We start from the raw sequence: 25,286 nt of genomic DNA, 5'->3' as shown, positions 1-25,286 counted from the left end.
GCTCGTAGTGACGAGTCTTTCATATTTTCGAATGAAAACTGACGGGTACTGGTTGTGTTGAATTCACCATTTTCTCCTTGGCCTTCTTTTACTGAAGAGGAAGCTGACGCCGTACGTGATGTGATTCTGTCCAATAAGGTCAACTACTGGACTGGTACACAGGGGCGTGAGTTTGAGAAGGAGTTCGCTGCATGGGCGGGCACCGAATACGCCATCGGCCTGGCTAACGGAACGGTTGCCCTAGACCTTGCCTTGAAGGCGTTGGGTATCGGTGCTGGCGATGAAGTGATTGTCACCTCACGCACGTTTCTTGCTTCCGTCTCGAGCATTGTGAATGCCGGGGCTGTTCCGGTTTTTGCCGATGTGGATCGCGATTCGCAAAACTTCAACGCGCAGACTATCCGCGCTGTACTGACTCCTCGCACCCGGGCCGTAATCTGTGTGCATTTGGCTGGCTGGCCTTGCGATATGGATCCGATCATGGCCCTGGCCGAGGAATTCGACCTTAAAGTGATCGAAGATTGTGCCCAGGCCCATGGCGCCCGTTACAAGGGGCGCCCGGTGGGGTCAATTGGCCATATCTCTGCCTGGTCCTTTTGTCAGGACAAGATCATGACCACAGGTGGCGAGGGCGGAATGGTCACAACCAACGATCGTAAGTTGTGGTCGGACATGTGGTCGTTCAAGGATCATGGCAAAAGCTGGGAAGCTGTCTACGAACGTAACCATCCTCCTGGTTTTCGCTGGTTGCATGAAAGCTTCGGTACGAACTGGAGAATGCTCGAGGTTCAGGCCGTCATCGGTCGGATTCAGCTCAAGCGCATGACCGACTGGCAGGCCAGCCGGCTGGCGAATGCCGGGCAGATATGGGAGTGCGCCAGCCAACTCAAAGGCTTGCGTGTGCCAATCATGCCTGAGGGCAGTGTTCACGCGGCGTATAAGTGCTACGTGTTTGTCGAGCCTCAGGCTCTCAAGGCCGGATGGGATCGTGATCGTATTCTGGCGGAGATTTCGGCACGAGACGTTCCGGTATTTTCCGGTTCCTGCTCCGAGGTCTATCTGGAGAAGGCGTTTGACAATACTGGCTGGCGTCCGGCGAGCCGGTTGCCGGTAGCACGGGAGCTCGGCGAAACAAGTGTAATGTTTCTCGTGCACCCGACGTTGACGCAGCATGAGATCGACAAGACATGCTCGGTGCTCAAGACCGTTATGCAGTTGGCTACCGAAGAGTAATCAGTTAGACAGTCAGGAATGCCCGTCTTTGTTTGCAACGCAGAAGGATTTGAGCTGCGGGCCAGTCAAATGGAATTTTCCATCATCATGGTATGAGGTCCCTTGGAATCATCCATGGTGGTGGCGGATGTACTTTAGGAGTAACAGAGGTGTTTCAAGGCGTTATGGATAAGTTGAGAACCTTATTACTGGGTTTAACGCGGCGGCAGAAACGTGCCTTCCAGGTAGTGACCGACGTTTTTCTTGTCTGGTTTGCCCTTTGGATGGCCTTTGTCGTTCGTTTGGGGATTGATGAGCTGATCAATCCTTTCACTGAATACCTATGGCTATTCCTGAGCGCCACGGTCATCGCTATTCCGCTGTTTGTACGGTTTGGTATGTACCGTGCAGTCATGCGCTATTTTGGAAACGATGCGCTGATCGCAATTATCAAGGCCGTCAGCCTGTCATCGTTGATTCTCGCGCTGGTTGTTTACTGGAGCGGCAACCATCAGTTGTTTGTTCCACGCTCGGTCATCTTCAATTACTGGTGGTTGAGCATGGTCATGATCGGGGGGCTACGCCTCGCGATGCGCCAGTATTTCCTGGGAGACTGGTTCGCGGCTGCGCAACATGTTCCTTTTACCAATCGAGATGATGGACTGCCGAAGGTGGCCATCTATGGTGCGGGGGCAGCCGGTAATCAATTGGTTGCTGCATTGCGCATGGGGAGGCTGTTGCGTCCTGTCGCCTTTATTGATGATGACAGCAGCATTGCCGATCGTGTGATTTCAGGCTTGCATGTCTATAAGCCAAAGCATATCCAGCAGATGGTTGACGTCACCGGTGCCCAGCAGATTCTTCTCGCCATTCCGTCTGCCAATCGTGGGCGCCGCCGGGAGATATTGACCTTCCTGGAGGGGTTCGCACTCCATGTGCAAAGCGTGCCCGGTTTTATGGATTTGGCCAGCGGGCGAGTGAAAGTCGATGATATCCAGGAAGTTGATATTGCTGACTTGTTGGGCCGTGACTCTGTCCCTCCTCAGGACGAGCTGCTTGAACATTGCATCAAGGAGCAGTCGGTTCTTATAACCGGGGCGGGCGGTTCAATCGGGTCTGAGCTTTGCCGGCAGATTCTCACGCTGCAACCCACGACACTGCTGTTGTATGAGCATAGCGAGTTCAATCTCTACAGCATCCTGCAAGAGCTTGAGCAGCGAATCGTGCGTGAGTCGCTTTCAGTTAAGTTATTGCCAATCCTGGGTTCTGTGCGCAATCAGGAAAAGCTCTTTGACGTCATGAAAACCTGGCGCGTGAACACGGTCTACCATGCGGCGGCTTACAAGCATGTACCGATGGTCGAGCATAATATTGCTGAAGGCGTGCTGAATAATGTGATGGGCACGCTGAGCGCCGCGCAAGCCTCTTTACGCGCCAATGTGGCGAACTTCGTGCTGATTTCTACTGATAAGGCAGTGCGTCCCACCAATGTAATGGGAAGCACCAAGCGTCTCGCAGAAATGACACTGCAGGCGCTCAGCAGTGAAATTGCTCCGGTGCTTTTCGGTGAGACTTCGAATGTTTCCCGTGTGAACAAGACCCGCTTTACCATGGTGCGGTTCGGCAATGTGCTGGGCTCATCAGGATCAGTGATCCCGTTGTTCCACAAGCAAATCAAATCCGGTGGCCCGCTGACGGTTACGCACCCCAAGATTACCCGGTATTTCATGAGCATCCCTGAAGCCGCTCAATTGGTTATCCAGGCGGGCTCCATGGGGCTGGGCGGTGACGTATTTGTTCTGGATATGGGCGAGCCGGTGAAAATCGTCGAGCTGGCCGAGAAGATGGTGCACCTTTCCGGCTTGAGTATTCGCTCTGATAAAAATCTTCAAGGTGACATCTCCATTGAGTTTACGGGGCTGCGTCCCGGCGAAAAACTTTATGAGGAACTGTTGATCGGCGACAACGTAGTCACGACGCCGCACCCGATGATTATGAGTGCCAATGAAGACTACTTGCCCTGGGAGGTGTTGAAGGGCCGATTAACGGAGCTGCTCAGCGCCGTTGAACAGGATGACTACACGCGTGTGCGTCAGTTGCTGCGCGAAACGGTCAGCGGCTATTCCCCGGACGGTGAAATCGTCGACTGGATCTACCAGCAGCGTCGTCTTGAGCCCTGAGCTCACACCCTGTAACTCACCCATTTTTGACTCTCCCCAAACATCGCCTAAGTTTGAAAAGCAGCTTCGGAAAAGCTGCTTTTCCCTTATCGATGTCATGGAGTGTCACCTATGCGTAAAGCTTATTTCTCATCCTTTGTCTTTGCCTTTCTTGCCAGCCTCTCCCTAGCCACTACTGCCGCACCTTCCACCAAATCCGAAACGCCAACCTCCATTTCCACACAAATGACCAAGGTCGACCACACCACCAAGGTCAGCCTCAACTCCGCAGACGCCGAAACCCTGCGCCGGGACCTCTTCGGCATTGGCGCAGCCAAAGCCAAAGCCATCGTCGCTTACCGCGAAACCAACGGGCCCTTCACTGCGATAGATGAGTTGCTGGAAGTAAAAGGTATCGGCAAGGCATTGCTGGAGAAGAACCGCGACAGGCTTGAGGTCAATTGAACATCTGAAAAGCAGGCGAGGAGGCCGGTCATTGACCGGCTTTCTTCTGGCCGCAGAACCCCGCTTTCAAGCTCCCCCGCACCACATCAAGAATCCGCGTGGCCAATTCGGCGCTCTCCACACTTCTTGCCAACACCAACGCTCCCACCAGCGTCGACATCAGCACAAGGCCCTGTTCGCGGGCATTCGGGCTCTCGAGGGCGGCTTCGACTTGCTTGAGCCGGGCGTTAAGCACCTCATCCGTCGTCCTGCTGTTCTGCCCGCGCAACCCCAGCTCGGAAGACATCGTGGGCAGCGGGCACCCCTCATGGGGTGATGTCTGATGCCATTGCGACAGGTAGCTATCAATGAACGCCTCCAACGGTCGCTGTTGGCTGAACAGCTTTTTGCAATGTTCATCCAGTTGAGCTGCAGCCTCTTGCAACGCCTTTTCCACCAACTCGTCCTTTGACCTGAAGTGCGCGTAAAACCCGCCATGCGTCAGGTTCAGCGACTTCATCAGCGGCTGCAGGCCGGTAGCGCCAATGCCGTCACGGCGAAAGCGTACCGAGGCCTCCTTGATGATGCGCCGGTGGGTTTGGGCTTTGTGGTCTTGTGAATAGCGCATGGGAAGGCCTCCGAAACATCAGGCCATATTAACCAAGCTTGGCGGGGCATACGCGGGTGTTTACAAAATTGTGCGGCTCAACGGGGAGCCGCTTCAGCCTCAACGATTCTGCGCATCCTTGGCGTCCGCCTGGGCATTGCGTTCTGCCACGCGCTTACGTTGTTCATCAGTCAATTCAACCTTGTTGGCGCTGTCTCGCAGCATCAACAAACCACCGACGATCGAACCGATCGCGACCACTAAAATCAACCAGGCATACCACGGCATAGGGCTCTCCTTGAGGCAGCAAACCGTGGGGAAATTTCCCACGGTAATGACTGCTTTGAGTAACGGGCTTTCTTAGTAGTTCATTGTAGGCCCGTTCTGCCCCGGTAGCCTTACAGCCCGGTCAACATAGCGTCCGCCGGTGCATCGGCGCGGTCTTGCGCGGTCAGTTGGAAGTACACAAAACCCACCACCATGAAGCCCAGGAAGATCAGCCCGATCAGCGCGTTGAACCACGCCATGGCCACCAGGCAGACCACGGCCAGTACCAGCGCAATCCCCGGCACGATTGGATAGCCCGGGGCGCGGAAGGTCCGCTCCAGCAGTGGCTCGGTCTTGCGCAGTTTGAACAGGCTGAGCATGCTCATGATGTACATGACGATGGCACCGAACACCGCCATGGTGATCATCGCGGCGGTCAGGGTCATGCCGCCCAGGTTGATCAGCCCGTCGCTGTAGATGGCGGCGATGCCGACGATGCCGCCGGCGATGATTGCCCGGTGCGGCGTCTGGAAGCGCGACAGTTTGGCGAGGAAGGAGGGCAGGTAGCCCGCGCGCGCCAGGGCGAAGAATTGGCGGGAGTAACCCAGGATGATCCCGTGGAAGCTGGCCACCAGGCCGAACAGGCCGATCCACACCAGCATGTGCAGCCAGCCCGAGCTGTCGCCGACCACGGTTTTCATCGCCTGGGGCAGCGGGTCGTTGATGTTCGACAGGGTGCGCCAGTCACCCACGCCACCGGCAAAGAACATCACGCCCATGGCCAGAATCACCAGGGTGAGGATGCCGCTGATGTAGGCCTTTGGAATAGTGCGCTTGGGATCTTTCGCCTCTTCGGCCGCCATGGCGGCGCCTTCGATGGCGAGGAAGAACCAGATGGCAAAGGGTATGGCCGCAAACATTCCGGCGATCGCCGGTGCGCCGAAGGTGTCGGAGCCGGCCCAGCCGTTGAGGGCGAAGTTGCTGAAGCTGAAGGCGGGAGCGACCACGCCCATGAACACCAGCAACTCGGCCACGGCAAGCACGCAGACCACCAATTCAAAGGTGGCGGCGAGCTTCACCCCGAGGATGTTCAGGCCCATGAACACAATGTAGGCGCCGACGGCCGCATGTTTCGGATCGAGGGCCGGAAACTGCACGTTCAGGTACGCGCCGATGGCCAGGGCGATCGCGGGCGGGGCGAAGACGAACTCGATCAGCGTCGCCAGCCCGGCAATCAAGCCACCTTTCTCGCCGAACGCCCGGCGGCTGTAGGCAAACGGGCCCCCAGCATGAGGAATCGCGGTGGTCAGCTCGGTGAAACTGAATATAAAGCAGGTGTACATGGCGGCGACCATCAACGAGGTCACCAGGAAGCCCAATGTTCCCGCCACGCCCCAGCCATAGCTCCAGCCGAAATACTCTCCGGAAATCACCAGCCCGACTGCGATGCCCCACAAATGCAGAGTGCCCAAGGTGGGTTTGAGTTGTGTGTTCATCGTGTAGCGCTCCCTGAACGGTTTGGAATGTTTCAGGGCATTGCAGCGGACATGCCATTAGCCAATGCGGTGTCGTAAAGGCGCCGAACTGTCGCCAAGGGAACGGTTTGGCGTTTGAATCATTTCAAGCGCTGCACCAGATGAGGGCGTTGGTGTCTGGTCTGACGCTATCGCGGGCAAGCCCGGCTCCCACATTTGAAGTGCATACCCCCCGTAAACCCCGCATAAACCCACTCTTTACGCCGTCTTTACGCCCCACCCATACCGTCGCTCTCGTTCCTTTACGCCACTCCTGCGGACAATCCTCCTACACGCGGCAGTCGCCGCACGACGGAGAAACTTCCATGAGCGTTCTGGACGGGGTGTCACTGCTGTTGGCTGTGGCGCTGTTCATTTATCTGCTGGTTGCGCTGTTACGCGCGGATCGGAACTAGGAGCAGGCTATGCACAGTTATGACTATTGGCTGATCATCGCCTTCTTTGCCTTGGTGCTGATTCCGGCACCGGCCCTGGGGCGGTTCTACTACAAGGTAATGGAAGGGCAGCGAACCTGGCTCACGCCGGTGTTCGGCCCGGTCGAGCGCGTGTGCTATCGCCTTTCGGGTGTCGATGCAGACCAGGAACAGAGCTGGCAGAAATACGCGCTGGCGTTGCTGGCGTTCAACCTTGCCGGTTTCGTGCTGCTGTTCGCGATCCTGCTGTTCCAGGAATACCTGCCGCTGAACCCGCAGAAATTGCCGGGTCAGGAATGGACCCTGGCGTTCAACACCGCCATCAGTTTCATGACCAACACCAACTGGCAGAACTACAGCGGTGAAGCGTCCCTGAGCTACCTCAGTCAGATGGTCGGCCTCACCGTGCAGAACTTCGTCAGTGCCGCCACCGGCCTCGCCGTACTGGTCGCGTTGTGCCGTGGCATCGGTCGCAAGTCCACCAAGACCCTGGGCAATTTCTGGGTCGACATGACCCGCGCCACTCTCTACGGCCTGTTGCCGATGTGCCTGGTGTTCGCGTTGTTCCTGGTCTGGCAGGGCGTGCCACAAACTTTCGCTCACTATGTGAACGCGGTCACCATGCAGGGCGTTGACCAGGTCATCCCACTGGGCCCGGCTGCCAGCCAGATTGCGATCAAGCAACTGGGCACCAACGGTGGTGGCTTCTTCGGCGTCAACTCGGCGCATCCGTTCGAAGACCCGACTGCCTGGGCCAACCTGTTTGAGCTGGGCGCGATCATCCTGATTCCGGTGGCGCTGGTGTTCACCTTTGGCCACTACGTGAAAGACCTGCGTCAGAGCCGGGCGATCCTCGGTTGCATGCTGGCCCTGTTCATCATCGGCGGTGCTACCGCGATGTGGGCCGAGTACCAACCCAACCCGGCGCTGAACAACCCGGCGGTTGAGCAGGCGGCACCGCAGGAAGGTAAAGAAGCGCGCTTCGGCACCACTGGCACCGTGTTGTGGTCGGTGGCGACCACCGCCGCGTCCAACGGTTCGGTCAACGGTATGCAAGACAGCCTCAACCCCCTGAGCGGGATGGTGTCGCTGGTCAACATGATGGTCGGCGAAGTGATCTTTGGCGGCGTCGGCGCCGGCATGTACGGCATGTTGCTCAACGTGTTGATTGCGGTGTTCCTCGCCGGTTTGATGATTGGCCGTACACCGGAATACCTCGGCAAGAAACTCCAGGCCAAGGAAGTGCAGTTGCTGGTCGTGACCTTGCTGGTGATGCCGGTCGGCACCCTGGTACTCGGTGCCATCGCCGCCAGCCTGCCTGGCCCGGCCGGTGCCATCAGTAACCCTGGCCCCCACGGTTTCAGCCAGTTGCTGTACGCCTACACCTCGGCCAGTGCCAACAACGGTTCGGCGTTCGGCGGCTTCAGTGCCAACACCGCGTTCCACAACCTGATGTTGAGCCTGTCGATGTTGCTTGGTCGCTTCGGTTACATCCTCCCGGTACTGGCCCTGGCCGGCAGCCTGGCGATGAAGAAGACCGCACCGATTGGCCAGAACAGCTTCCCGACCCACGGCCCGCTGTTCGTGACCCTGTTGACCGTGACCATTTTGCTGGTGGGCGGCCTGACCTTCCTGCCGACGCTGGCACTTGGGCCTATCGCTGAACATCTGAGCATGGGCTTCTAAGGGGATATGAAAATGAATATGCCTGCAAAAAACGCGGCTCCGGTGAAAACCCAGGAGCCGGCCAAGACCGCAATGTCGGCCCTGTGGCGCCCGGCGCTGGTCCAGGCGTTCGTCAAGCTGGACCCGCGCCAGTTGCAACGCTCGCCGGTGATGCTGGTGGTCGAACTGACCGCGATCCTCACCACCATCCTGTGCTTCGTGCCGGAGGTGGCCGTACCGACCTACGTCTCCGTGCAAATCGCCGTGTGGCTGTGGTTCACCGTGCTGTTTGCCAACTTCGCCGAAGCCTTGGCTGAAGGCCGCGGCAAGGCCCGCGCCGACAGCCTCAAGGCCGGCAGCGAGGGCCTCAGCGCCCGCCGCAAGGAAGCCGACGGCAGCTTCAAGGTCGTGCCGGCCACCAGCCTGCGCAAAGGTGATGTGGTACGCGTGGTCGCCGGGGAAATGATCCCGGGTGACGGCGAAGTCATCGAAGGGATTGCCGCGGTCAACGAAGCGGCCATCACCGGTGAATCGGCCCCGGTTATCCGTGAATCCGGCGGCGACCGCTCGGCCGTCACCGGCAACACCCGCCTGGTCTCGGACTGGTTGATGATTCGCATCACCGCCAACCCGGGCGAGTCGACCCTGGACCGCATGATCGCCCTGGTGGAAGGCGCCAAGCGCCAGAAAACCCCCAACGAAATCGCGCTGGACATCCTGCTGATCGGACTGACGCTGATCTTCCTGCTGGTGGTGGTGACCCTGCAGCCGTTCGCCCACTTCGCCAATGGCAACCTGCCGCTGGTGTTCCTGGTGGCGCTGCTGGTCACGCTGATCCCGACCACCATCGGCGGCCTGTTGTCGGCCATCGGTATTGCCGGCATGGACCGCCTGGTGCGCCTCAACGTGATCGCCAAATCCGGTCGCGCGGTGGAGGCGGCGGGGGACGTGCACGTGCTGTTGCTGGACAAGACCGGCACCATCACTTTCGGTAACCGTCGTTGCACCAACGTGATCGCCGCGCCGGGTGTCAGCGGCAAGGAATTGGCCGAGGGCGCGCTGCTGGCATCCCTGGCGGACGACACGGCCGAAGGTAAGTCCATCGTCGAATACCTGCGCGGCCAGCACCCGCAAGCCGAGCCGTCGACGGATGAGCTGACCTCGGTACCGTTCAGCGCGGAAACCCGCCTGTCCGGCGTCGACTACCAGGGCCGTGTGTTCCGTAAGGGTGCCGTGGATTCGCTGCTGGCGTTCATTGGCCTGCAACGCCGCGACCTGCAACCGGCGCTGTCGCGGGAAATCGACAAGATCGCCCAGAGCGGCGGCACACCATTGCTGGTGTGTGCCGACGGCAAATTGCTCGGCGCGATTCACCTCAAGGACGTGGTCAAGCCCGGCATCCGCGAACGGTTTGCCGAGCTGCGCAAGCTGGGGATCCGCACCGTGATGGTGACCGGCGACAACCCGCTGACCGCTGCTGCGATTGCCGCTGAAGCCGGTGTGGATGACGTGCTCGCCGAAGCCACCCCAGAGAAAAAACTCGCGCGCATTCGTCACGAACAGAACGATGGTCGCCTGGTTGCGATGTGCGGCGACGGCGCCAACGACGCCCCGGCGCTGGCCCAGGCTGACGTCGGCATGGCAATGAACGACGGCACGCAAGCCGCCCGTGAAGCGGCCAACATGGTCGACCTCGACAGCGACCCGACCAAGCTGCTGGACGTGGTGCAGATCGGCAAGGAATTGCTGGTGACCCGTGGTGCGCTGACCACCTTTTCCATCGCCAACGACGTGGCCAAGTACTTCGCGATCCTGCCGGCGCTGTTCGCCTCGATCTACCCGCAACTGGGTGTGCTCAACGTGATGCACCTGCAAAGCCCGCAGAGCGCGATCCTCTCGGCCATCGTGTTCAACGCGCTGATCATCGTGGTGCTGATCCCCCTGGCGCTGCGCGGTGTGCGTGTACAGGCGGCGAGTGCGGCGGCGTTGCTGCGTCGCAACCTGCTGATCTACGGCCTGGGCGGGATCGTGGTGCCGTTCGTGGGCATCAAGGCGATCGACATGCTGTTGACCGCGCTGCACCTGGTTTGACTCGATGCCCGCAGGTACCGGCAAACCGGTGCCTGCAGGTTGCAATGACCGAATTGAGGAATTTGAAATGTCCAACATTATCCGCCCGGCCCTGAGCCTGCTGGTGTTGATGAGCCTGATCACCGGCGTGGCCTATCCCCTGGTTGTTACCGGCGTGGCGCAAGTCGCGTTCCCTGACCAGGCCAACGGCAGCGTGGTGCACGATGCCAGCGGCAAGGTTCGCGGTTCGAGCCTGATTGCCCAGGATTTCACCGGTGACGGCTGGTTCCACCCACGGCCATCTGCCGGTGCGTTTGCTACGGTTTCCAGCAGCGCCAGCAACCTCGGCCCAAGCAACCCAGCACTGGCCACTCGTGTATTTGACGATGCCAAGAAAATGCTGGTGCCAGACCAGGGACCGGTGCCGATGGCGTTGCTGACTACCTCCGGCAGCGGTCTTGATCCACACTTGCCACCGCAGGCAATTGCCTATCAACTGGCCCGGGTAGCCGCCGCACGTAATCTGCCGGTGGCGACCCTGCAGCGCTTGATGGACGAGCACATCGAAAGCCCGCTGGTGGGGCCGCCGGTGGTGAACGTGCTGGCACTGAATATGGCCTTGGAAAAACTGTAAGCCGTGGCGCCGCTTTCGCGAGCAAGCCCGCTCCCACATTCGACTGAGTTTCACCTTTGGAATGCGGTCAAATGTGGGAGCGGGCTTGCTCGCGAAGGCGGACTCAAGAAACCCACATCAACACCTGAAGGAAGACCGCCCGCATGAGCGACTCCGGCCGCGCCGATGCCCTGTTAGCCGATCTACCCCGGGACGGCCGTGGCCGGCTCAAAGTCTTCCTCGGCGCCGCCCCGGGCGTGGGCAAGACCTACGCCATGCTCCAGGCTGCCCACACCCAACTGCGCCAGGGTGTGCGGCTGATCGCCGGCGTAGTGGAAACCCACGGTCGCGCCGAGACCGAAGCCTTGCTCAGCGGCTTGCCACAACAGCCGCTGCTGCGTTCCGAATACCGCGGCGTGATGCTGGAGGAAATGGACCTCGACGGCCTGCTCGCCGCCAAGCCCAAACTGGTGCTGGTGGACGAACTGGCCCACAGCAACGCCCCCGGCAGCCGCCACGAAAAACGCTGGCAAGACATTCAGGAATTGCTCTCGGCGGGCATCAACGTCTTCACCACGGTCAACGTCCAGCACCTGGAAAGCCTCAACGACCAGGTGCGCGGCATTACCGGCGTGCAAGTGCGCGAGACCTTGCCCGACTGGGTCTTGCAGGAAGCCGATGAACTGCTGCTGATCGACCTGCCATCCCGGGAACTGCTGGAGCGCCTGCGGGACGGCAAGGTGTACGTGCCGGAACAGGCCCGTGCTGCCATCGATGCCTTCTTCACCCAGACCAACCTCATGGCCCTGCGCGAGCTGGCGATGCAAACCGCGGCGGCCCATGTCGACGATGACCTGGCCCAGGGTTATCGCCAATTGGGCCAGGCCGCACCGGCTGTGCGTGGCCGCTTGCTGGTGGGCGTGGATGGCGATGCCCAGGCCGAACGCCTGGTTCGTCACGCCAGCCGGGTGGCCCAGCGTCGGCATTTGCCGTGGAGCCTGGTGCATGTGGATAACGGCCGGGTGCGGGATGAACAATCGCGCCTGCGCCTGCAAAACGCCCAGCAACTGGCCGAGCGTCTTGGCGGTGAAGTGGTGTTGCTGCGAGCGGGGGAGGTGGCCAAGACCCTGATCCAGCACGCCGCCGAGCGTCGCGCCAGCTTGATTCTGGTGGGGCAGTCCCGGCCGCGCTGGCATCGCACCGTGTTTGGTGGTGGCCTGGCGTCGCGTTTGTTGCGCAATGCCAGGGGCCTGGAAATCAACGTCCTCGACAGCGACGAAGTTCCGGCCCCTCCGCGCCTGCCGGATGTGCGTGGGCTGGTGTGGTTTGACTATGCCCTGGCGGTGGTGGCGACCGTGATCGCGGCCGCAGTCGCATGGGGTGTCGCCAGTGCCTTGCCGTTGCCGAATATCTCGCTGGTGTTCCTCGCCGCCGTATTGCTGGTGGCGGTGCGCAGTAGCCTGGGGCCGGCGCTGGCGTGTGCGGCGCTGTCATTCCTGAGCTACGACTTCCTGTTCATCCCGCCGAATTTCTCCTTCGCGATCCAGCGTGAAGAAGACGTGCTGACGCTGTTGTTCTTCCTGCTGATGGCGGCGCTCACCGGTAATCTCGCTGCACGCCAGCGCCGGCAGTTGCAGGCGCTGCGCGATACCCAGGAAGAAACCACCGAGCTGCTCGACCTGTCCCGCAAACTCACCGCCGCCACCGATCGCCAGGCAGTGATCAGTGCCGCCGCGCATCATCTGGAAGGCTGGAGCGACCTGCAATTGTGCCTGCTCAACCGCGACGGGCAGGGCGACTGGAAGGTCGAGACCGGAGGCCCGATCACCTTTACCGAAGCCGAACGCGCCGCCGCCGACTGGGCCTGGCAGCACGATCAGCCGGCCGGCATGGGCACCGGCACCTTGCCGTTCGGGCGCTGGTGGTGGTGGCCGTTGTCGAGCGAAGAAGGCCCGTTGGGTCTGCTGGGGGTCAGCCCGAAGGCCGGGCTTGAACTGAGCGGCCAGCGCCGTCGCCTGCTCACGGCCTTGAGCCAGCCCTTGGCCCAGGCCCTGGCCCGTGCACAACTTGGCCAGGAGCTGGAAGCCGCGCGCCTGCACGGCGAAACCGAGCAATTGCGCAGCGCCTTGCTGGCTTCGGTGTCTCACGATTTGCGCACACCGCTGACCTCCATGCGTGGCAGCATCGACAGCCTGCTGGCCCTCGGCGAGGCGATTCCCCTGGAAGATCGCCGGGAGTTGCTGGAAGGCACCCGCGATGAGGCTGAGCGCCTGGATCGCTACATCCAGAACCTGCTGGACATGACTCGCCTGGGTCACGGTGCGCTGAAGCTGGCGCGGGACTGGGTGTCACCCGGCGATATCGTCGGCAGCTCCCTGGGCCGCTTGCGTGCGGTATTGGCGCCGCTGCAGGTGATCACCGACGTGCCGCCCGAGCTGCCGCTGCTCTACGTGCATGCCGCGTTGATCGAGCAAGCACTGGTCAACGTACTGGAAAATGCCGCACGCTTCTCGCCGCCACAAGGCCGGCTGAAACTCAGCGCGGGCGTGCAGGATAGCCAGTTGTTTTTTGCTGTTGCCGATGAGGGACCGGGGATTCCCGAGGAGGAGCGGGCGAAGATTTTCGATATGTTCTACACCGCCGCCAGGGGGGATCGCGGCGGGCAGGGCACCGGGCTCGGCCTGGCGATCTGCCAGGGCATGGTCGGCGCCCACGGCGGGCATATCAGCGTGGCCGACGGCATTGAGGGCCGTGGCACCTGCATCACTTTATTCCTGCCATTGCAGGCCCAGCCTGGCCTGGAAAGCGAACCTTGAGCTACCCTCTTTTCTTCACGGATTTTGATTGGACACCATGAGCCAGACTGCGACGATTTTGGTCATTGACGACGAACCGCAGATCCGCAAGTTCTTGCGTATCAGCCTGGCCTCCCAGGGCTACAAAGTGATCGAGGCCGGCACCGGCAACGAAGGCCTGGCGCAGGCCGCCTTGAGTAAACCGGACCTGCTGGTGCTCGACCTCGGCCTGCCGGACATGGACGGCCAGCAGGTGCTGCGCGAGTTTCGTGAGTGGTCCACGGTACCGGTACTGGTGTTGTCGGTGCGAGCCAGTGAAGTGCAAAAAGTCGAGGCGCTGGACAACGGCGCCAATGACTATGTGACCAAGCCATTTGGCATCCAGGAGTTTCTTGCACGGGTGCGGGCGTTGTTGCGCCAGGCGCCGGCGGGGGAGGCCCAGGAAGCGGCACTACGTTTTGGCCCGCTGACGGTAGACCTGGCTTATCGGCGGGTGCTGCTGGACGGTGTCGAAGTGGCGCTGACCCGCAAGGAATACGCGGTGCTGGCGCAACTGGCGCGGCATCCCGGGCGGGTGATCACCCAGCAGCAACTGCTCAAGGATATCTGGGGGCCGACCCATACCGAAGACAGCCATTACCTGCGGATTGTGGTGGGGCATCTGCGCCAGAAACTGGCGGATGATCCGACCCAGCCACGGTTTATCGTGACTGAGGCCGGTGTTGGGTATCGGCTATTGAACACCGAAGCCTGAAGCGTTAGCTCACCTGTGGCGAGGGAGCTTGCTCCCGCTGGGCTGCGCAGCAGCCCCAGAATCCTGGGAGCGCTTCGCACTCCAGCGGGAGCAAGCTCCCTCGCCACACAAGCCCTGCTTATCAAACCTCAGTGTTGCTCGCTCTCGTAACGATCCAGCGTATCGCTCGCGATCTCCCGCCCCAGCGCGATCAACTCCGGCGCTTTGTAAAACTCGAAAAACCGGCACACGCGCTTCGGCACGTTGATCAGAATATCCGGCGGATACCCGGCGATCTTGTACTGTGCCAATGACGTCTGCATCACCTCGAAGCTCTGGTTGATCAAATCCAGCAGCGATGCAGGCCCCACGTTATCGATGATGAACGAGCCGGTCGCCGACTTTGGCGCCCCGGCCTTTTCCGGTGCCGCCGCCGGTTGTTGCGCCTCGGGTTCGGCAGAGTCCAGCCACGGGTTGATATCGGCAGCCTGGGCCAGCAGCGCTTCCTGTTCCAGCATCAATAACTGCTCGGCCTGCTTGCGCCGAAACGGCAAGTGCGAACCCAGTGAACGCACCAGGTTGTCGAAGCGGCTCCTGAACGCCGGCGGACGCTGGATCACCGGAAGCTTGTAGTGCTTCTGGTTGGTGGAGTTGAGGTTGACCGCAATGATCAGGTCGCAGTGGCTCGACACCACCGGCACGATCGGCAGAGGGTTCAGCAAGCCGCCGTCCACCAGCATGCGATTGCCCTGCATCACCGGGGTGAACAGGCTGGGAATCGCCGCCGAGGCCCGCATGGCCTGGTGCAGGCAGCCTTCCTGGAACCAGATTTCCTGCTGGTTGGTCAGGTCCGTGGCCACGGCGGTGTAGGGAATGCGCAGGTCTTCGATATTGATCTCGCCGACGATCTTGCGGATCTGCCCGAACACCTTCTCGCCACGGATCGCCCCCAGGCGAAAGCTCACGTCTACCAGGCGCAGTACGTCCAGGTAGTCGAGGCTTTCGATCCAGTTTCGGTACTCTTCCAGCTTGCCCGCGGCATAGATCCCACCCACCACGGCGCCCATGGAGCAACCGGCAATGCAGGCGATGTCGTAGCCGCGTTTTTCGATTTCCTCGATCACGCCGATATGGGCGTAGCCCCGGGCGCCGCCGGAGCCCAGCACCAATGCAACACGTTTCTTCATGACCTGATCCTTCGCAAAACAGGTGACCACAATGCACCCATCGAGGGGCGCGCTTCAATCATCACTGTCACAACCGATTATTTTCGCGAGCGGGCCACCACGCTCGGGTATGCTCTGGCAATCGGGACTGCGGATTCAGGCAGTCGGATAAGGCACTTTTCGGTGTAGGCAACGTCTACACCTGTGACTGTTTTTTCTTTTCTTGAGGTGTCATTTGATGAAAGCCTGGATGTGTGTGCCTGTGATCGTGTTGGCCCTGGCCGGTTGTGCCGGGAAAACCGCTTATCGCGACAGCTGCGGCACGCAACTGGATGCTGCGTGGCACGAGCTGGACCTGGCCAAGGCCGAAGGTTTCGCCGGCACCGTGAGTTACTCCAAGGCTCTGTCGTTGTTGACTGGCGCCAAGACCCAGCAGCAGTTCGAAGCCTTCGAAGGCTGCTCGACCAAGGCCGAGAAAGCCCGCTTCTATATTCGTGAGTCGCGCGCCGGGCGCTAACCCCGCGTAGCAGTTGTCGAGTGCAACGAGGTTGCGTCGGCGGCCTCAAGCCCGAAGGTTTAATCATTGAGGAGGAAAGGATGTCAGCCTTGGTCGATCAGCTAGTCGCTCAGGTCATCGGCCTGGAAGTTGGGTTACTGAGCTGCCAGGCGCGCCTCGCCGCCGTCACGGACGACGAGGCCCTGCATGATCTGCGTACCACGGTGCGGCGCTTGCGCAGCCTGTTGCGGCCATTGCGTGGGTTGCCCGGTGTCGAGCAGCTCGAGGCGGCCGCCAGTGCCGTCGGCCAACTGACCACGCCATTTCGCGACCGCGAAGTGCTGGCGGCGTACCTCCACCAACACGGCCATCATGAGGCGGCCGAGCGGCGTATCCGGCAACAGCCGGCCACCTACCGCTCGGTTGCACAAGGGCCTGAGCTGGCGCAACTGCTGTTGATCCTCGAAGCATTCCCCCGCTTTATCCGCGCCTCCCAACGGCAGAAATTGCTCAATGGCCTGCGCACGCGCATTGAAAAACGCCTGGCCAAGCAATGGAAGAAGCTCGGCGAAGCGCTGCACGACCCCAACCACGACCGTCATCGCCTGCGCCTGTTGATCAAGCGCGTGCGTTATGCGGCCGAGGCTTATCCCGAGCTGAACAAGCTACCGCCCAAAGCCATATCGCGTCTCAAGGCGGCCCAGGGCGCCCTGGGTGATTGGCACGATTGCTGGCAATGGCTGGCGCAAGCCGGGCACGAGCCCGATTTGCAGCCGTGCGTGCCTGGTTGGCACCGCACCATGGCCGAGGCGGAAGGGCAGGCGGATCGGGTTTTGGATAAGTTGAACGCCGACTGCTTCGCTTGACCCTGCGACCTATCTGTCCGGGATTTTGGCCGGAATAGGCGCTGCGTGGTGTAGGCCGGCTGGTTAAGATCCCTCAACTCCTTTTTCAAGTTGAGACCGCCATGCGCTTTAGTGATTTGCTCGACGCTGCCCGCAGCCACCCGTTGGACGTTTCGATCCCGGCCGAATGGGCCCAGGGCCGCGCCAGCTTTGGCGGGCTGGTTGCGGCGTTGGAGTACGAGGCCTTGCGGGCGAAGGTCCCGGCGGATCGCCCGTTGCGCTCACTGGCGATCACCTTTGTGGGCCCGGTGGCGCCGGACGTGCCGGCCCGCTACGAAGTTGAAGTGCTGCGCGAAGGCAAGGCCGTCAGCCAAGTGCTGGGACGTGTGGTGCAGAACGGTGAAACGATGACCCTGGTGCAGGCCAGTTTTGGCGCATCACGGCCTTCGCAGATTGACGTCGCCGCCGAACCGGCGCCCACCTTCAAGCATTGGGATGAATGCCAGGAGTTGCCCTACATCAAAGGCGTGACGCCGGAGTTCATGCGCCACCTGGCGATGCGCTGGAGCGTCGGTGGCCTGCCGTTCACCGGCAATACATCCCGGGAGATGGGCGGCTGGGTGCGCTTGCGTGGCGATGTAAAAGAAGAGCCGCTGACCGAAGCGCACATCCTCGCGCTGGTGGATGCGTGGCCACCGTCGGTGTTGCCGCACCTGAAACAACCGGCGGCCGGCAGCACCCTGACTTGGACCATCGAATTTGTCCAACCGCTGCAAAACCTGAGCACCCTGGACTGGTGCCAATACCTGGTCCACATCGAGCACGCCCGCGATGGCTATGGCCATGCGGCTGCGCAGTTGTGGAGCCCCGACGGCCAGTTGATCGCTATCAGCCGCCAGTCGGTGGTGGTGTTCGCCTGAGTCCTCAGACCAGCAAGTGTTGATCGCTGGAGGCGTCGCTGCCGCGTGCCTCCAGGCGACGACCGTGATGCTGCAATCCAAGGGCTGCCAGAATGCCGACGATACCGATGGCGGCACTCGCCAGGTTCTCGCTGAACACGCCCGATGCCATCAACAGAAAACCGATGACCAGGAGTGGCAGCGCAATCAGCTGCAACACTTGATTGGTCCCGTGCTGGTGATTTTGCGGGTGGGTGCGCCATTGCCAGGCGGGGATATTCGGATGACGTTTGCCCATGATCGTGATTCCTCTGTCCGTTGAAACATCTTGAGCAGAGTTTAGGTCGGGCAGGGTGGGGCCGCGAATCAAGGATGGCTATGGGGGCCATAGCCACCCCTTTAGGGTTTAGAGCCGCAACTGGCCGATGGCTTTGCTCAGTTCCCCGGCCAGGGTCGCCAGCTCATTGCTGGTGGTCGCCGAGTCTACTGTCTGCTGCACGGTGTTTTCGGTGACGTCCCGAATGCTCACCACCGCTCGGTTCATTTCCTCGGCCACATGGCTTTGCTGCTCGGCAGCCACGGCAATCTGCGTGTTGCTCTCGCGCATCTGCGCCACCGCGCCGGTGATCTCGGCGAGGGCAATCCCGGCTTCTTGAGCCTGTTGCACACAGTCGTCGGCCTTGAACGAGCTTTCCTGCATGAAGTCCACCGCGTCCCGGGTGCCGGCTTGCAGGGCGGACACCATGCGGGTGATTTCATCGGTGGAACTTTGCACCCGCTTGGCCAGGTTGCGCACTTCGTCGGCGACCACGGCAAAACCCCGGCCCATTTCGCCGGCGCGGGCGGCTTCGATGGCGGCGTTGAGGGCCAGCAGGTTGGTCTGTTCGGCGATGCTGTGAATCACCCCGACCACGCCATTGATTTTCTGGCTGTCCTCGGCCAGCTTCTGGATCATTTCGGCGGTCTGCTGCACGCCGGTGGACAGCCCGGCAATCGAGCGCTGTACCCGGCTGACCACTTCCTGGCCGCTGCCGGCGAGAGTGTCGGCCGTCTGGGACAGGTCGCGGGTGGCGCCGGCGTGCTGGGCGATGTGGTAGACGGTGGCGGTCATCTCGTTGATCGCCGTGGCGGCCTGGTCGGTTTCGCTTTGCTGGCCGAGCATGCCGTGCTGCACCTCGTTCATGCTGCTGGCCAGGCGTGCGGCGCCGTCGTCCAGTTGCCTGGCGGTGCGCGCAACCGTGTTGACCACCCGTTGATAACCCGCCTGCATCGCGTTGAAGGCGCTGGCCATCTGCCCGACTTCATCCTTGCAGGCCAGGGGGACGCGGGCCGAGAGGTCGCCGGTTTTCTCGACGTGCAGCATCACGTCTTTCAAGGTGTTGAGCTGGCTGAGGAGAAAGCGGATCAGCAGCTGTGAGGCGCCGAGCATGGCCAGCATCAGAATCATCACCGCTACGGCGTAGTTGGCGAAGCGTTCTTCGAACACTTGGCTCAAGCTGGGCCCGTAGGCCAGCACGGCGACCTGTTGACCGTCGGCACGGCTGATTACTTCGGCGCCCATCAGCGGGTTTTCGCCGAGCAGTGGCATGTGATTGAAATCCACCCAGCCACTGGCGTTGGCCAGGGCTGACAGATCTTCGTCGCCCAGTTGTGGGACTTTGCCCCTGGCAAACGTCAGCCAGTGCTCGCCCTTGGGCAGTGGCTGGCCGGCGGGCCAGGCACCGAGCAAGCGCCCCTGGGCTTGCGCCGACGCCTGCGCGGCCTGGCTGCGGGCCTGTTGTTCGAGCTGCACGGCGTACAACACCAGCAGCAGGGTAGTGATGAAGGCGACCGCGTTCACGGCCCAGAATTTGTACTTCAGCGAGATGTTGCTAAGCCAGGCACCCATGGAAGGTTTTCTCTGATAGCGGAAACAGCATTGGCAAGGTGCCATTATTGTGCCGCTATCGGGATGCCGGGTTTTGATATGGGTCAATGCGCCGCGTCAATCCGGCACAGGCAATCCAAAAAAGGCGCGGGCACAGGCGGTGCTGTGTTGCGCCAGGTCTTCCACGGTTTCTTCGCGGTGCAACGCGACCTCCCGTAGGACTTCCGGTAAATAGGCGGGTTCGTTGCGACCGTTTTTCGGCTTGGGCCGCAGGGTGCGAGGCAGCAGGTAGGGCGCGTCGCTTTCCAGCATCAGGCGGCCCCGGGGGATTTCCCTGACCAGCGGATGCAGGTGCGTCCCACGGCGCTCGTCACAGATCCAGCCGGTGATACCGATATGCAGGTCCAGGTCGAGGTAGCTGAACAGCGCCCGCTGCTCGCCGGTGAAGCAGTGCACCACGGCGGCTGACAGGTGATCGCGGTAGTCCCGCAGGATTTCCAGCAGGCGCTGGTTGGCGTCACGTTCGTGGAGGAATACCGGGAGCTTCAACTCCACGGCCAGGGCCAGGTGTTCTTCGAGGACTTTTTCCTGCTGGGGGCGCGGTGAGAAATCCCGGTTGAAATCCAGCCCGCATTCACCCACCGCACGCACGCGACTTTCCTTGAGCAGGCCGCGCAGGCGCCTGGCGCTTTCGGCGTTCCAGTCACTGGCAGAGTGGGGGTGAATGCCGGCGGTGGCGAACAGGCGTTGGCCACTTTCGTCCAGTTGCTGGCACAGCTCCAGGGCCTGTTCGCTGCCGTCGACACTGGTACCGGTGAGCACCAATTGGCTCACCCCGGCGGCGTAGGCACGGTCGAGAACGGCCTGGTGCTTTTCGTCGAAACTTGGGTTGGTCAGGTTGACGCCGATATCAATGAGTTGCATGGTGCTACCTCCGCCTGCGGTCGGAAAGCATATCAGAGCTGTAGATTTATAAGAAAAGCCAAGAACTACAACGAGTTAAAGCTGTCTTTGAAAGTCGCAAGTAACACCGTGTTTGGTTTGTCGCCATCTGCCGTGCCACCCTTGCGCCCAAAGCCTGCGCTCATGGCGCTCTGTTTCTGTCCCCCAACGCCTCGTTTTTCGCGAAGCAATGGGCAGTATTCTTTCTTCCGGAGAGCGGATGATCCGACCCTCGGCGTTGCTTGTGTTGTGCCTGACGTTACTGTTGCCCATGGCGGCGGTTGCGCGTCTGGACGGGCCGCTGGAAGTGACCCGGCCCGGCAAGGTCCGCGACCTTGCGGAAATCCGCAGCAGCCGCACCTTGCGGGTATTGGTCAACCAGAGCCGCAACAGTTCCGGCGAAGTCCAGGGCCAGGCCATCGGTGTTGAATACCATCGCCTGCGCGCTTTCGAGCAATACCTCAACGGTCACGCCCGTGACGGCGAGGAAATCAACCTCAAGATTATTCCCAAGGCCAAGGATCAGCTGATTGGCGCATTGGCCCGTGGCGAGGGCGACCTGGTGGCACCCGGCGAATTGCTGGATGTGAAGGCCGCCCACAAGATTGCCACCAGCGACCCGATCGCCAGCGACGTGCCGTTATGGCTGGTGGGGCTGAAGGGCGAGCGGCGGTTTACCCGGCTGGAGCAACTGTCCGGGCGCACGCTGGCCTTGACCACGGGCAGTGCCGCGTCGGATGCGATCAGCCAGGTCAACCAAAAGCTGGCGCTGCACAAATTGCCGCCGGTGAAGGTGGAATGGGTGGATCCGAGCCTCGCGGTAGAGGACGTGCTGGAGATGGTCCAGGCCGGGATTTTCCACCTGACCATTGTCGAGCGGCCGATTGCCGAACGCTGGGCGAAGATCCTGCCCAAGCTGCGTTTCGACCGGCAAGTGACCATCAGCGAGCCGGGCGAAGAGTATTGGTTTGTGCGCCAGGATGCCTCGATGCTGCGGGCCAGTATTGATCGCTTCCTCAAGACCTACCGCACGCCGTCCGATCAGGATGTGGCGTTCCAGCGCATCTACCGCCGCCTCTACCAGGTACGTTATCCACTGGCTCGCGTCGACCGCCAGCGCCTGGAAAAGCTGCGCCCGGTGCTGCAAAAGCATGCCCGCGAGCAGGGCATGGACTGGCTGAACCTGGCCGCGCTGGCGTTCAAGGAGTCTGCCCTGGACCCTGGCGCTCGCAGCAGCGGCGGCCCCACCGGGCTGATGCAGATCACGCCATCGGCGGCGCAGCGGGTCGGGGTGAACAACATCGAAAGCCTGGACAGCAATGTGCAGGCGGGCGCGCGGTACCTGGCGATGATCCGGCGCAAGTTCTTCTCAAGCCCCAAGCTCAACGAGCGCGAGCGCATGGCGTTTGTGCTGGCGGCCTACAACATGGGGCCCGAGCGGGTCCAGGGAATGCGTGCCGAGGCGCGGCGGCGGGGGCTTAACCCAAACCAATGGTTTTTCCAGGTCGAGCGCATTGCCATGGAGCAGGTGGGAATGAGCGGCGTCAGCTATGTTAATAGCGTGAACAAGTATTACCTGGCGTTTGATCGTGAGCGGGAGTCGTTGGAGCCGGCAGCGCCACGGGTTGCCTCACGTAAATGATCTATTAATTCGATCATAATGAGCCGCTTTATCGGCTTTTATCATTGTTTAAACTGATTAATATAGCGGCCAACCCAACCCCTACCTTGAAAAGGATTATCAGCATGAGCCCATTGATCACCCGCATCCTCTCCACCCGCGCCGGCTACGGCCTGACTGTCCTGCGGATTTTTGTCGGGATCATCTTCGCCGCCCACGGTTCGCAAAAACTCTTTGGCTGGTTTGGCGGCGGCGGCCTGGCGGGCACTGCCCAGTGGATGGAAAGTATCGGCCTGGCCCCAGGTACCCTGATGGCGGTGCTGTCCGGTGGTACCGAGTTCTTCGCCGGGCTGGCGCTGATCATTGGCTTGCTGGCACGGCCGGCGGCACTCGGCCTGTCGATCATTTCCCTGGTGGCGATTTTCTCGGTGCATATCCATAACGGTTTGTTCATGGCCAACAACGGCTACGAGTTCGCCCTGGCGCTGCTGGGCGGTACGCTTGCCGTGTTGTTGGAAGGTGCGGGCAAATTGTCCGCAGACCGCGCCATCACTCACTGATACCGCGACCCCCCCTTAAAAGGCCCGCCCAGTGCGGGCCTTTTCGTTGCTCGGGATTCTTGACACCGCCCTACAGGCTTCTCTAGGATGTTGCCCATGCGCCGATTTAAACAGCTAATTGCGGGGCGCCACCGGTGACTGATCACAGTCCCGACAGAAGCCAGAGCCATAGGCCAGCTTCGAAATTCCGCTAAAGCGCTGGTTCGGTGTTGCCTCTCACCTGCCCGCAGACTTTTGAGGCAGAGACACGACACAATGAATGCACTACGCCCCCTCATACGCCTGGCCCCGATCACCGCGGACCTGACCCAACGCAATCCTAAAATCCTCTTGGGCGGCAAGCATCAGCCGACGTTGCTGCGCTATCTGGATGGCTGGCCGCGCCGCACGGGGCGGCCTTCGGCCTTTCTGATCCAGTTTGTCGAAGACGGCGACTCCCTTGCGCGCTTTGCGTCCAACAGCTTCGACCTGGCCGTCATTCAGGCGCCCAGTGCCAGCGACGCGGGCGAAGTGATACGCCAACTGACCCGCATTGCCCGGCAAGGGCTGATCGCCCGGCGTTGAGCCCTCAGTAGAACGCTGCTGAAGGCAGGTGCCGGCGACGGCGACGCGACAGGAAAATACCCCCCGCAATCAGGCACAGTATCAGCGGTACAGGCACGATATTGAGCAGCTTCACTTTGCGTTCCAGGGCGTGAACCTCGGCGTATGACTGGACCTTCAGCGCGTGAATTTCCATGGGGATTCGCAACCGCTCCTTGTTGAGCGCTTGCAGCAGTGTGTTGGAGGTTGCAGCCTGAGGGCCCGGGGAAATTGTCGGGGGGTTGAGCAGTTGCCATTCCTTTTCCGTTTGTTCCAGGCGTTGCGCCAGTTCGGCGGACTTCTCACCGTAGGCCAGTGCCGCGTCTTCGCGCATTGCCTGCAGCACCTGCAGTGATCGAGCACCGCCTGCGCGGGGGCGAATGTTCATCAGTGCATCGGGCGCCGCCAGGTTGTCCAGGGTGTTCAATACAAACATCGCGTTATCTGACAACGGGCTACCCGCCGCGCCATGCTTCTGGAGCATTCCAGACACACGATCGCTGAGCAGGTCAGTGTCGGCGACCACAACCACATGGATGTTCGCAGCCTTTTGCAAGCCGGTGTTACGCCCACTGATGCCGTCAGGAAAGGCGGAATAGGCGGGCCCTTCGACGCGGGCGGCGATCACCTGTTGTTGAGCGCGAGTGGCTGTTTCATTGATCAGTGAATTGAGCTGCGCTGGCAGGGCGAAGCGCTCTGCCTCAAACAGCGCGGCGTGCGCGGAGCTTTGCAGCAACGGGGTGAAGGTCATGCGGCTTCTCTTGGCAGGGGCCAGGGCGCCGCTGCTCAAGACGTTGACGTTGTGAAGTTTCCAGGCGCTGATGTCATCCTGTGCCATCGCCTGGCGGGGCAAGGTCAGTGCCGCGGGATGGCGCACAGGCGGCTGGCCTGTGGTCAGGATCACCGAAGTGGCATAGTCGCGATCGGCAATCACCTTGTTCGCGGGCATCTGGATGCCCCAGGCGGACAGCAATGCCTCCAGCCTGGGGTTTTCCGGGGCCGTGACGCTGGTGTCCAGCCCGACAAGCGGGTCGATAAACATCATCAACTTGCCTGCGCCCAATACAAACTGGTCTATTGCGTAGAGGGTTTGGTCAGGCAGGTTGCCGGGATGAATCACCATCAGGGTTTTGACGTGTTCAGGAATTTGCGCGATACCCGGCTCCAGGCTCACCACGTTGAACTGGCGACGGATCTCCTGCAACACCTGCCAAGGAGGCGTATTAACGCCGTTGCGTTCATCTCGCTCACCGTTTATTGGCAGCCGGGAGATCACGCCCACAATGGGTTGCTCGGGGTGGATCACCTTATGAATCAAATGGCTGATTTCATACTCCAGCAGTGACTCCCGGTCCGGGCTGAATGACGGGATGCTATGGGGCGCATGGCCCGCGCTGGTACCCACCAGGCCGAAGAATCCGTGTTGTTCGTCAAGTCCCAGTAACCTGGCTTTGTATTCATCTTCAGAAAAAGGGGTGGGGTCGATGAGGTGCAGGTTGATTTTGCCCTTTGCCGCTTTTTCATATTCCTTGAGCAACAGCTCTACCCGTTTAGCGTAGCTTTCAACGGCGTTGGCTTTGTGTGCACGGTTGCTTGAATTGAAGAAGTACAGATCCACCGGTCTTTCCAGTGAACCGAGCATAGTCTGTACAGGATCGGAAAGTGTATGGATGTTCTGTTCCGAAAAATCCAGCCGTGGATTTGGAAGTTTCAGTGCCCAGACCAGGTTAAAAGCGAGAAACAGTAACAGGAGCGTGATAATTGTGAGGCTGGCACTTAGTCGCGTTTTCATCGT

22 protein-coding genes and 1 pseudogene are annotated in these 25,286 nt (G+C 60.9%); 15 read left to right on the top strand and 8 right to left on the bottom strand.

The window, feature by feature from the left end; all coding sequences use genetic code 11:
• The first annotated feature begins 54 nt into the window (after positions 1-54).
• From HX821_RS19960 to HX821_RS19950, 3 genes are all read left to right on the top strand, one after another.
• Positions 55-1,233: a DegT/DnrJ/EryC1/StrS aminotransferase family protein gene (locus tag HX821_RS19960; RefSeq protein ID WP_102368428.1), complete on the top strand. Its 1,179-nt coding sequence runs from the start codon at positions 55-57 to the stop codon at positions 1,231-1,233.
• A 164-nt stretch (positions 1,234-1,397) separates the two neighbouring features.
• Complete coding sequence (locus tag HX821_RS19955) at positions 1,398-3,392, top strand: nucleoside-diphosphate sugar epimerase/dehydratase (RefSeq protein ID WP_008437723.1); 1,995 nt, start codon at positions 1,398-1,400, stop codon at positions 3,390-3,392.
• Between the two features lie 111 nt (positions 3,393-3,503).
• Positions 3,504-3,836, top strand: coding sequence for a ComEA family DNA-binding protein (locus HX821_RS19950; RefSeq protein WP_177036266.1), 333 nt, complete (start codon positions 3,504-3,506; stop codon positions 3,834-3,836).
• 28 nt (positions 3,837-3,864) lie between these two features.
• Here the strand turns inward: HX821_RS19950 and HX821_RS19945 are convergent, their stop codons facing one another.
• The 3 genes from HX821_RS19945 to eat all read right to left on the bottom strand — a co-directional run bounded on the left by HX821_RS19945 (position 3,865) and on the right by eat (position 6,185).
• The gene (locus HX821_RS19945; protein WP_177036265.1) at positions 3,865-4,443 is read right to left on the bottom strand and encodes a TetR/AcrR family transcriptional regulator; all 579 of its coding nucleotides are present in this window, start codon (positions 4,441-4,443) and stop codon (positions 3,865-3,867) included.
• A gap of 99 nt (positions 4,444-4,542) precedes the next feature.
• Entirely contained in the window at positions 4,543-4,710 is a 168-nt protein-coding gene (locus HX821_RS19940) for a DUF2897 family protein (protein ID WP_177036264.1), read from the bottom strand.
• Positions 4,711-4,820: 110 nt separating this feature from the next.
• Positions 4,821-6,185, bottom strand: a complete 1,365-nt coding sequence (gene eat, locus HX821_RS19935; RefSeq protein ID WP_003218757.1) for an ethanolamine permease — start codon at positions 6,183-6,185, stop codon at positions 4,821-4,823.
• A 344-nt stretch (positions 6,186-6,529) separates the two neighbouring features.
• Between eat and kdpF the strand changes: the two genes are divergently transcribed.
• The 6 genes from kdpF (at position 6,530) to HX821_RS19905 (ending at position 14,534) form a co-directional block, all read left to right on the top strand.
• The gene (gene kdpF, locus HX821_RS19930; RefSeq protein ID WP_003218754.1) at positions 6,530-6,619 is read left to right on the top strand and encodes a K(+)-transporting ATPase subunit F; all 90 of its coding nucleotides are present in this window, start codon (positions 6,530-6,532) and stop codon (positions 6,617-6,619) included.
• Between the two features lie 9 nt (positions 6,620-6,628).
• Positions 6,629-8,323 (top strand): potassium-transporting ATPase subunit KdpA, encoded by a 1,695-nt coding sequence (kdpA, locus tag HX821_RS19925; protein WP_177019482.1) that lies wholly within the window; start codon positions 6,629-6,631, stop codon positions 8,321-8,323.
• Positions 8,324-8,335: 12 nt separating this feature from the next.
• Positions 8,336-10,393, top strand: a complete 2,058-nt coding sequence (gene kdpB, locus HX821_RS19920) for a potassium-transporting ATPase subunit KdpB (RefSeq protein WP_003218752.1) — start codon at positions 8,336-8,338, stop codon at positions 10,391-10,393.
• A gap of 67 nt (positions 10,394-10,460) precedes the next feature.
• The gene (kdpC, locus tag HX821_RS19915; RefSeq protein WP_177036263.1) at positions 10,461-11,006 is read left to right on the top strand and encodes a potassium-transporting ATPase subunit KdpC; all 546 of its coding nucleotides are present in this window, start codon (positions 10,461-10,463) and stop codon (positions 11,004-11,006) included.
• Between the two features lie 143 nt (positions 11,007-11,149).
• Entirely contained in the window at positions 11,150-13,801 is a 2,652-nt protein-coding gene (locus HX821_RS19910) for a sensor histidine kinase KdpD (RefSeq protein WP_177036262.1), read from the top strand.
• A 37-nt stretch (positions 13,802-13,838) separates the two neighbouring features.
• Positions 13,839-14,534: a response regulator gene (locus HX821_RS19905; RefSeq protein ID WP_003218747.1), complete on the top strand. Its 696-nt coding sequence runs from the start codon at positions 13,839-13,841 to the stop codon at positions 14,532-14,534.
• Positions 14,535-14,662: 128 nt separating this feature from the next.
• Here HX821_RS19905 and HX821_RS19900 read toward each other — a convergent pair whose 3' ends face one another.
• Positions 14,663-15,700, bottom strand: coding sequence for a patatin-like phospholipase family protein (locus HX821_RS19900; protein ID WP_087693690.1), 1,038 nt, complete (start codon positions 15,698-15,700; stop codon positions 14,663-14,665).
• 217 nt (positions 15,701-15,917) lie between these two features.
• Here HX821_RS19900 and HX821_RS19895 point away from each other — a divergent pair, with 217 nt between their 5' ends.
• The 3 genes from HX821_RS19895 (at position 15,918) to HX821_RS19885 (ending at position 17,940) form a co-directional block, all read left to right on the top strand.
• Positions 15,918-16,196, top strand: a complete 279-nt coding sequence (locus HX821_RS19895; protein ID WP_003218744.1) for a hypothetical protein — start codon at positions 15,918-15,920, stop codon at positions 16,194-16,196.
• A gap of 80 nt (positions 16,197-16,276) precedes the next feature.
• A complete protein-coding gene (locus tag HX821_RS19890; RefSeq protein ID WP_177036261.1) occupies positions 16,277-17,041 on the top strand; it encodes a CHAD domain-containing protein in 765 nt (254 codons plus the stop codon).
• 101 nt (positions 17,042-17,142) lie between these two features.
• Positions 17,143-17,940, top strand: a complete 798-nt coding sequence (locus tag HX821_RS19885; protein ID WP_008437738.1) for an acyl-CoA thioesterase II — start codon at positions 17,143-17,145, stop codon at positions 17,938-17,940.
• A gap of 19 nt (positions 17,941-17,959) precedes the next feature.
• Here the strand turns inward: HX821_RS19885 and HX821_RS19880 are convergent.
• From HX821_RS19880 to HX821_RS19870, 3 genes and pseudogenes are all read right to left on the bottom strand, one after another.
• Positions 17,960-18,217: pseudogene (locus HX821_RS19880) on the bottom strand (terminase); the annotation flags it as partial.
• A gap of 108 nt (positions 18,218-18,325) precedes the next feature.
• Complete coding sequence (locus tag HX821_RS19875) at positions 18,326-19,807, bottom strand: methyl-accepting chemotaxis protein (protein ID WP_003218740.1); 1,482 nt, start codon at positions 19,805-19,807, stop codon at positions 18,326-18,328.
• A 96-nt stretch (positions 19,808-19,903) separates the two neighbouring features.
• Positions 19,904-20,710 (bottom strand): TatD family hydrolase, encoded by an 807-nt coding sequence (locus HX821_RS19870; RefSeq protein WP_003218739.1) that lies wholly within the window; start codon positions 20,708-20,710, stop codon positions 19,904-19,906.
• Between the two features lie 238 nt (positions 20,711-20,948).
• On the opposite strand from HX821_RS19870, the gene HX821_RS19865 reads away from it, so the two are divergent.
• The 3 genes from HX821_RS19865 (at position 20,949) to HX821_RS19855 (ending at position 23,473) form a co-directional block, all read left to right on the top strand.
• On the top strand, positions 20,949-22,370 hold the full coding sequence (locus tag HX821_RS19865; RefSeq protein ID WP_003218738.1) for a transglycosylase SLT domain-containing protein: 1,422 nt from the start codon (positions 20,949-20,951) through the stop codon (positions 22,368-22,370).
• A 104-nt stretch (positions 22,371-22,474) separates the two neighbouring features.
• Entirely contained in the window at positions 22,475-22,909 is a 435-nt protein-coding gene (locus tag HX821_RS19860) for a DoxX family protein (RefSeq protein ID WP_003218737.1), read from the top strand.
• 255 nt (positions 22,910-23,164) lie between these two features.
• Positions 23,165-23,473 (top strand): hypothetical protein, encoded by a 309-nt coding sequence (locus HX821_RS19855; RefSeq protein ID WP_003218736.1) that lies wholly within the window; start codon positions 23,165-23,167, stop codon positions 23,471-23,473.
• A gap of 4 nt (positions 23,474-23,477) precedes the next feature.
• On the opposite strand, the gene HX821_RS19850 is transcribed toward HX821_RS19855, so the two are convergent.
• Entirely contained in the window at positions 23,478-25,283 is a 1,806-nt protein-coding gene (locus HX821_RS19850) for a Gldg family protein (protein ID WP_177036260.1), read from the bottom strand.
• Positions 25,284-25,286 lie beyond the last annotated feature (3 nt).

The sequence above is a fragment of the Pseudomonas sp. B6001 genome (genome assembly GCF_013386015.1).
Lineage (GTDB): Bacteria > Pseudomonadota > Gammaproteobacteria > Pseudomonadales > Pseudomonadaceae > Aquipseudomonas.
Note: the sequence above shows the minus strand (reverse complement) of the source record. Positions and strands in the feature narration are given on the sequence as shown.

Bases quoted from the DNA above. Each gene is read 5' to 3' on its own strand.
- HX821_RS19955 (WP_008437723.1), top strand. From the start codon at position 1,398: ATGGATAAGTTGAGAACCTTATTACTGGGTTTAACGCGGCGGCAGAAA.
- HX821_RS19950 (WP_177036266.1), top strand. From the start codon at position 3,504: ATGCGTAAAGCTTATTTCTCATCCTTTGTCTTTGCCTTTCTTGCCAGC.
- HX821_RS19945 (WP_177036265.1), bottom strand. From the start codon at position 4,443: ATGCGCTATTCACAAGACCACAAAGCCCAAACCCACCGGCGCATCATC.
- HX821_RS19940 (WP_177036264.1), bottom strand. From the start codon at position 4,710: ATGCCGTGGTATGCCTGGTTGATTTTAGTGGTCGCGATCGGTTCGATC.
- eat (WP_003218757.1), bottom strand. From the start codon at position 6,185: ATGAACACACAACTCAAACCCACCTTGGGCACTCTGCATTTGTGGGGC.
- kdpF (WP_003218754.1), top strand. From the start codon at position 6,530: ATGAGCGTTCTGGACGGGGTGTCACTGCTGTTGGCTGTGGCGCTGTTC.
- kdpA (WP_177019482.1), top strand. From the start codon at position 6,629: ATGCACAGTTATGACTATTGGCTGATCATCGCCTTCTTTGCCTTGGTG.
- kdpB (WP_003218752.1), top strand. From the start codon at position 8,336: ATGAATATGCCTGCAAAAAACGCGGCTCCGGTGAAAACCCAGGAGCCG.
- kdpC (WP_177036263.1), top strand. From the start codon at position 10,461: ATGTCCAACATTATCCGCCCGGCCCTGAGCCTGCTGGTGTTGATGAGC.
- HX821_RS19910 (WP_177036262.1), top strand. From the start codon at position 11,150: ATGAGCGACTCCGGCCGCGCCGATGCCCTGTTAGCCGATCTACCCCGG.
- HX821_RS19905 (WP_003218747.1), top strand. From the start codon at position 13,839: ATGAGCCAGACTGCGACGATTTTGGTCATTGACGACGAACCGCAGATC.
- HX821_RS19900 (WP_087693690.1), bottom strand. From the start codon at position 15,700: ATGAAGAAACGTGTTGCATTGGTGCTGGGCTCCGGCGGCGCCCGGGGC.
- HX821_RS19895 (WP_003218744.1), top strand. From the start codon at position 15,918: ATGAAAGCCTGGATGTGTGTGCCTGTGATCGTGTTGGCCCTGGCCGGT.
- HX821_RS19890 (WP_177036261.1), top strand. From the start codon at position 16,277: ATGTCAGCCTTGGTCGATCAGCTAGTCGCTCAGGTCATCGGCCTGGAA.
- HX821_RS19885 (WP_008437738.1), top strand. From the start codon at position 17,143: ATGCGCTTTAGTGATTTGCTCGACGCTGCCCGCAGCCACCCGTTGGAC.
- HX821_RS19875 (WP_003218740.1), bottom strand. From the start codon at position 19,807: ATGGGTGCCTGGCTTAGCAACATCTCGCTGAAGTACAAATTCTGGGCC.
- HX821_RS19870 (WP_003218739.1), bottom strand. From the start codon at position 20,710: ATGCAACTCATTGATATCGGCGTCAACCTGACCAACCCAAGTTTCGAC.
- HX821_RS19865 (WP_003218738.1), top strand. From the start codon at position 20,949: ATGATCCGACCCTCGGCGTTGCTTGTGTTGTGCCTGACGTTACTGTTG.
- HX821_RS19860 (WP_003218737.1), top strand. From the start codon at position 22,475: ATGAGCCCATTGATCACCCGCATCCTCTCCACCCGCGCCGGCTACGGC.
- HX821_RS19855 (WP_003218736.1), top strand. From the start codon at position 23,165: ATGAATGCACTACGCCCCCTCATACGCCTGGCCCCGATCACCGCGGAC.
- HX821_RS19850 (WP_177036260.1), bottom strand. From the start codon at position 25,283: ATGAAAACGCGACTAAGTGCCAGCCTCACAATTATCACGCTCCTGTTA.